The organism is Edaphobacter bradus (genome assembly GCF_025685645.1).
Taxonomy (GTDB): Bacteria; Acidobacteriota; Terriglobia; order Terriglobales; family Acidobacteriaceae; genus Edaphobacter; species Edaphobacter bradus.
Map to the genome: position 1 here is coordinate 1 of NZ_JAGSYF010000010.1, position 6,640 is coordinate 6,640.

The window sequence follows — 6,640 nt, forward strand, 5'->3', positions numbered from 1 at the left end:
GGTGCCGCAGGGCACCCCTCATCTCCTTGAATCTACTCATCCGAAAATCGCCAACTCGCCCGTATCAAAAGGTGTGGGTTCAGAGACAGCATCACCAGCCATATCGCGTGCGGCTCGATGAGTGACTTGACGATTTATCCCAGTGGAGAGTTACTTCCGGTTTGCCCGTGATACGTGCCCAATAGTCTCCTTGACCTTTGATGAGTGGGAGTCAGTCGACGACAGCTGAGATAGTGCGGCTTTGGGGTCTTCTTGCTGCGCCTCCAGCTACGGATTGCTACGCGGCACTACCTCGACACGCACCGGCAGTGAGCGTGCGACCGCGTAAACTTCGCCAATATGGCCTGGGCGCGAGTCAAATTATCAAGAAACGCGACTCGTCGACTTTCAGTTCGAGAAGTTCCGAAGGTGTAAGACCTGCTACAAAGCGGGAGCTAGTTCGTCCGCTCTACTCTTGCAAGCCTAGTCGATGAACCAGCACTGGATCATCCGAATCCCCCTCGCGTTTCTTTAGGTAAAGCCTGCGCAGATAGCCGAGGAATACGTATGTGGCAACGAACCACAGCGCTGTCGTCAGCAAGTTAACTCCGTCCGCTTCGATCCTTGGCTCATGTTGAACGACGAAGAGAACGAAGGCAGGAAAGACCACAGCATAGCGAACGAAGCTTATCGGAAGCTCAGTCGTCGCTGGCACACGCGCGGCAGTAAATGGAATCTCGCGTATGCGCAGAAGAAAAGTTCTTGCCAGCAGAATCGTCAGACCAATCGCCATAACGATTTGAGTTACAACAGGAAGCAGGCTTCGCAGCGCCGCTGGAGCTAAGAGATGAAGCACGATGATCGACACCGTCGTCACCGCGCTGACACACACTGACACCCATATGAAGACAGCACGGAGATGTTCGGGAAGCGGGCGACCATGAATGACAGGGAAGATCCAGCTCCCTTGCAGCCCCACTGGCGCATCCATCGCTGTCCTCATACCGATCACGATCAGGAACGCGAGCACAGGCACGACCGACCGGATGCCCCACTCGGAACAGTGGAAACCGATATGGCCGTTATGGATGTCCAGTAGCAATATCCCTGAGATGGCCAGCGACAACCCCACTCCTGCATAGATCGTGAGGTAAAGCCGCAGCCGGGGGATACGCAGCATTGTCTGGCTGATGAAGTGATAGATCGCCCGCAGCTGTGGGGTACGCAACAGCGTTACGTGCAGCAAGTGTCGCCCCATAGCGGCGAGGAGGCTTCTCTTGTGCATGGAGGCAACACCCTCCACGAGCTGACGAACGCGCCGCGCATACGCGAGCGGATAGCTCACTACAGCAAGAACAAGCGCTCCGGCCGTAGCCGCAACAGCCATCTCGGCAAGTGGCAGATAGATTGGCAGGGCGTCAGATCCTCTCAGCAAAAACTCATAGATCCCAAGAAACCAGAAAGGAGGAAAAAAGCGGACCACCGCACTCCCCGAGTAAAGAAGAGGCTGAAGGTGGCCGGAGATAAGTGGCGTAAGAAATAGAACCGTCAGTAGCGCGACCATCGAAAGCGCTTGCACCACAGGCGAAATGAATCCGAATATCCGCCGTCCCAGCAGGCACAGCAGTCCTCCCTGCAAAGTGACAAACAGCGCTGCAGCAAACGTCCCTGCCATCGCCACCGCCGCCACGTGAGCCGTCATGTGCCGCCACCACATCCAGCGAAGGTCCGCCACGGCAGGGAAGAAGAGCGCGCCCAGAAAGTTTGTTCCCACCAACGCACAGGCTAGAAAAATAGCCAGCGCCAGCAGACGAGCCAGCAGAAGCACTCGCTTAGAAATTGGCAGCGTCGTCAGAACAAAAACATCCAGCAGATCGGGAAACAGCAGCTCCCACTCAAACACCGTCACAATTCCCATCACCGCGAATGCATACACGGTGTACACGTAGTGGTCCGAGATCTGGTGCCAGTAAGGTCTCGGCCCGATCGCCCGCGGCTGGTGATACGGCGCGGAGAGATACAACGCCATCAGAAGCCCCGGCAGCGCCAGCATGTATGCCACCTGCGTCATCCGCGTCGGAATCTCTTCGCCAAGCGCTTCGTTGTGCACAAGCCGGTAGAGAAGGTGTCGTGTCAGGACCTCGAAGACAGTGTTCTGTCGTGCATTCAAAGGCTCGTTGGCCTGGACCGCAAGCGAGCGCACGCTTGCATCCGGCCCGCGCAGGATGCGACGCAGGCTAAACATGAGGCACCTGGATTGCATCGACCATCTTGCGTGCGATCGACCGCGTGTCCTGCTGCTGAACCAGCTGCGCAAAGACATGCTCCAGGCTGCTGAGCTGCATCAGCGAGGTCAGCTCCGATGGCGGAGCGTCTGCCAGAATCTTCCCTTGCGACAGCACGATCACTCGATCGCACACCTGTTCCACCACCTCGAGCACATGCGAGATGTAAAGAATTGCCTTACCCTCTCGGGCAAGCTCCTGCAGCAGATCCTTAAACAGCCGTGCCGAGACCACATCCAGACCCGAGAGCGGCTCATCGAAGACAAGAAGCCTTGGATTATGCAGCAGCGCGGCGGCCAGAAGTACCCTCTGCTTCATCCCCTTCGAGTAAGAAGAAATCGGGGAATGCCGCGACGACCTAAGCCACAGCAGCTCTAGCAGGCGGCTTGCCCGCTCCTCCAGCAGCCTTTCCTCGATCCCGCGCAACCGTCCCACCAGCTGCAGATACTCTAGCCCGGAAAGATGCGTATACACATGCGCCTCTTCAGGAACATAGCCCAGTGCCTTGCGAAACCTCGGCAGGTCATCCTGGATGTTCTTGCCTTCAAACAGCACATGACCCGCGCTGGGTTCGAGGAGGCCGGTAATAATCTTCACCGTCGTCGACTTACCCGACCCGTTCGGCCCGAGATAGCCAACCACTTCGCCCGGAACGATCCGGAAGCTGACATTATTCACCGCCGGGATGCCGCGATAGCGCTTGGAGAGGTTCCGAACTTCGAGCATGCGTGTTCTCCTGCACCCTATGTAGCAAACTACTCTCGGCATTGTCAAGTAGTCTGCTACATAGGTAGAATCCCGCCCATGGCCGCCGAGGCGAAGCTCTCCCACACTGCCGCGATGATCCTCCACGCGATTCACGCAGGTTCCATCTACGGCTTCAGTGTCATGGAGAAGACCGGACTTCCCAGCGGGACCGTCTATCCTGCCCTGCGACGGCTCGAACGCGATAACCTCATCCGCTCCGAGTGGGAGAAGCAGTCCGTCGCCGACAAGGAGCTTCGCCCGCCGCGCAAGTACTACCACCTCACCAAAACAGGCCGCGCCACACTGGAGGCCTCACAGCGTCGCTACCCGCTGCTAGCAAAACTCTTCGCGTCGCCCGAAGAGGAGCACGTATGAGCCTAGTGCGCGCACCCTTCAGCATCGTCTCCGGCGGTATGCTGCGCTCGGCCAGCCTGCTTGTCCCCGTCAGCCAGCGCGACACCTGGCTCGAGGAGTGGCGCTCCGAGCTGTGGTACGTCGGCCAGGCGGTGCTCAGCGAAGACCTCCCCTTCTTCGTCCGCGAGCGTCAGACTGCAACCTTCTGTCTCGGGGCCTTTCACGACGCATTGTATCTGCGCCGCGAGCGCAAGGCTCTGATCGCTCGAACCGTCCGCCCCTCGCGCTCCGCTCTGCGCACCACTGCCGCGCTCTTTGTCCTCGCCATGCTCAGCTTCGGCGCGGCATTGCTGCTGCCGCGTGTTCAGTCCGTCCTTCGCCCATCGCCGTATCGGGACACACCCAACCTCGTGCTCATCTCGCCGCCTGGAACCGCACACAATGAAACTCCGCAGATGTGCATGCGCCACTTCCGCTTCTGGCAAGGACGCACGCGCCACATGTTCTCCGAGTTCGCGTTTTACGATCTCATCGTAAAGCAGATCCACACCGCATCGCATCGCACCTCCGAGCTCCGAATCGCACGCGTCAGCGCCAACCTCTTCCCCATGCTCGGCGTACAGCCTCCCTCGGCCGTTGGCGAAGCCCCGTTGCCGGTTCTTCTCGTCAGTCCCGCTGTATGGCAACAGCAGTTCCATGGCGACACCATTTCTGTTGGCTCCACCGTCAAAGTCGGCATTCGCAAAGCGGCCTTCGGAGGCATCCTTTCCAACAACCAGTGGCGGCTCCCCGGCAGCTTCGACGCTTGGCTCATCGAGCCCGACACCGATCCATCCACCATCCCCGACACCGCACGCGGCTACATCCTCGCTCGCCGCATCCCTTCCGTTGACAACGCAGCACTCGGCGATCACTGGGGCATGGCCGCACCCGAGCCCGACGGCGGATTCGCAAGCTACGAGTTCACCGCGCTCTCTTCCACCGACCGCATTCCCGCCGCGATCTACATCTTCACCCTGCTGCTCGCGCTACTCGCCCTCCCCGCAACCACATCGCTTCCGCTAGGCGAATACCCCGCCGACTCCGAACGCATCTCCTGGCCCCTGCGGCTTCGGCGATGGATGTTTCTTGTCGTCAAGTTCAGCCTCCTGCTTCCCACCATCTATTTCGCTTCGCTCGATCTGGCCTACGCTTTCCCCGCCGCTCCGTCCACGGTGCAATACATCCAGATCGTGGCCTCGTTCCTGATGGCTCTCTTCAGCTTTCGCTGGGCGCTCAAGGACCAGCGCCGCCGCTGCCCCGTCTGCCTCTCGACGCTCACCAATCCAGCGCGTGTCGGAGAACCCTCCCGCAACTTCCTCGCCTGGAACGGAACCGAGCTCATCTGCACCGGAGGCCATGGTCTTCTGCACGTCCCCGAGCTTCCCACCAGCTGGTTCGCCACCCAGCGCTGGCTCTACCTCGATTCTTCCTGGAGCGGCGTATTCCTCGGTAGAACCTAAGAACCATTGGCTCGATTGGTAACGAGAGACGCTCCCCGGCAATCCAGAAGTTGGAAGTTGGCACTTCCTTTTCTCAGTTGGTGGATAAATCGTCAAGTCACTCATCGAGCCGCACGCGATATGGCTGGTGATGCTGTCTCTGAACCCACACCTTTTGATACGGGCGAGTTGGCGATTTTCGGATGAGTAGATTCAAGGAGATGAGGGGTGCCCTGCGGCACCCCTTTTGAGCATCTGCTTATAGAGTTTGTTCCTGGCCTTGCTTTATGAGCCGGCTGACCGTAGCTCGTGAGATCTGGAAGGACTTGGCGATCTGGGTGAGGCTCTGCCCCCGGGCACGATCTCGGAGAACAGCAGCACGATCGATGTCGAGCGGCCTGCGCCCGATGTGCCTTCCTTCAAGGCGGGCTCGGCGCATCCCTGCGCGGACCCGTTCGATGATCAGGTTCCGCTCCAGTTCAGCGATCGCACCGATGATGATGACGACGGCCCGTCCCAGCGGGCCGCCGGTATCAAGGTTCTCGCGGAAGCTGACGAACTCGATGCCGAGATGGTTGAGCTCGTCCAGCACCTCGAGGAAGTGCCGGACCGACCGGGCGATCCGATCGGAGGCCCAGACCAGAACTACCTGGAAGCGGCCGCGCCGGGCATCCCGCAACAGATCATCGAGGCCGGGTCGGCGGGTCCTGGTCCCCGAGATCTTGTCGGTGTACTCAGCGACGATGCGAAAACCCCGTTGCTGCGCCAGGGCCCGGAGATCGTAGAGCTGTGTCTCGGGGTGCTGATCGACACTGGATACGCGCATATAAAGAGCCGCCGTCTTCATATCTGCTCCTCAAGGGACGCCAGAAACTCATCGAGGAGACGGGCCTCCTTGTCGAGCCGGGCCAGGTGGTCAACGTTCGGGTCCATCTGGCTCAGCTCCAGGATCGCCTCGACCTGGTAGCAAGCCCGGATCTGCTCCACCTTCTGGCGGATCTGGGACCGGGTGGCGGGGAGAGGGGCGGGACGGCGAAGGCGGCGGGGAAGACGAGGACCACAGCGAGTTTTCATAGGATGGCTCCTTATATCTTCGATATATCGACGATATAAATACTAGCCTAACCCGCTCAACTTATCTGCCAAAATGTCGCGCATATTGCGTTCAGGTTCCGCTTCGGTGGCCTGCGCATCCTGGTCAGCCCCTTCATGCGGTTCGACACGAACAGCAAGACGACCGACCTCATCATGTTCAACTCGCGGAACCTCGGCGCCCTCATCGTGGACGAGAAGCCCCACGTCAAGAGCTGGGACGAGCCGCAATACTCGATTCAGAACCTCGGAATCGAAGAGAGCTACGGGTTCGGTGTGCTCAACGAAGGTCAGGCAATCGCCGTCGCCAAGAACGTCAAGCTCCGCCAGAACGAGATGTCGACGCCCGCACGTCCCATCATCTCGGTCGGTGCCGACAACACCAACTTCGAGCATCCGCAGGACCTGGTCGGCGGCAGTTCTCGGTCGACGTCAGCGCGACTCGCTACGACCTCGCAGGACTCAGTGCTTCGCCTCTCGCGCGCTGCTGCCGAGTTGGTATCCGCTGCCGGAGAACCGGCTTCTGGCGGCCGTCCCGCCCAGTGCCGGCGCGGCCTTGCGCGAGATACAGGGTCAGCCCTGAGGTTCTGGGGCTCGTAGGTCCGTGCCTGGCTTCCTGGGAGGCTTGGGATGCCTGCCGAGTTGGTTGATCTACTGCCGTAGGAGTGTTGGCTGAAGTATTTTTGTGGGACTTAGGCGACA

General features: G+C 59.7%; 7 protein-coding genes. 3 read left to right on the top strand and 4 right to left on the bottom strand.

The features are described 5' to 3' along the window. Window positions 1-448 precede the first annotated feature (448 nt). Together OHL16_RS20070 and OHL16_RS20075 are read right to left on the bottom strand one after the other, a co-directional pair. A complete protein-coding gene (locus OHL16_RS20070; RefSeq protein WP_263368981.1) occupies window positions 449-2,224 on the bottom strand; it encodes a hypothetical protein in 1,776 nt (591 codons plus the stop codon). Continuing rightward, complete coding sequence (locus OHL16_RS20075) at window positions 2,217-2,990, bottom strand: ABC transporter ATP-binding protein (protein WP_263368982.1); 774 nt, start codon at window positions 2,988-2,990, stop codon at window positions 2,217-2,219. Before OHL16_RS20075 ends, OHL16_RS20070 begins: the two co-directional genes overlap by 8 nt. Before the next feature lie 78 nt (window positions 2,991-3,068). On the opposite strand from OHL16_RS20075, the gene OHL16_RS20080 reads away from it, so the two are divergent. Both OHL16_RS20080 and OHL16_RS20085 read left to right on the top strand, forming a co-directional pair. Continuing rightward, window positions 3,069-3,386 carry a PadR family transcriptional regulator gene (locus OHL16_RS20080; protein ID WP_263368983.1) on the top strand — a complete coding sequence of 106 codons (318 nt, stop codon included), beginning with the start codon at window positions 3,069-3,071 and terminating at the stop codon, window positions 3,384-3,386. Beyond that, window positions 3,383-4,867, top strand: coding sequence for a hypothetical protein (locus OHL16_RS20085; protein WP_263368984.1), 1,485 nt, complete (start codon window positions 3,383-3,385; stop codon window positions 4,865-4,867). Before OHL16_RS20080 ends, OHL16_RS20085 begins: the two co-directional genes overlap by 4 nt. A gap of 238 nt (window positions 4,868-5,105) precedes the next feature. Here the strand turns inward: OHL16_RS20085 and OHL16_RS20090 are convergent, their stop codons facing one another. Both OHL16_RS20090 and OHL16_RS20095 read right to left on the bottom strand, forming a co-directional pair. Continuing rightward, window positions 5,106-5,693 carry a recombinase family protein gene (locus tag OHL16_RS20090; RefSeq protein ID WP_263368985.1) on the bottom strand — a complete coding sequence of 196 codons (588 nt, stop codon included), beginning with the start codon at window positions 5,691-5,693 and terminating at the stop codon, window positions 5,106-5,108. After that, a complete protein-coding gene (locus OHL16_RS20095) occupies window positions 5,690-5,920 on the bottom strand; it encodes a hypothetical protein (protein WP_263368986.1) in 231 nt (76 codons plus the stop codon). The genes OHL16_RS20090 and OHL16_RS20095 overlap by 4 nt, the downstream gene beginning before the upstream one ends. 135 nt (window positions 5,921-6,055) lie before the next feature. Between OHL16_RS20095 and OHL16_RS20100 the strand changes: the two genes are divergently transcribed. After that, window positions 6,056-6,538: a hypothetical protein gene (locus tag OHL16_RS20100; protein WP_263368987.1), complete on the top strand. Its 483-nt coding sequence runs from the start codon at window positions 6,056-6,058 to the stop codon at window positions 6,536-6,538. Window positions 6,539-6,640: the final 102 nt, after the last annotated feature.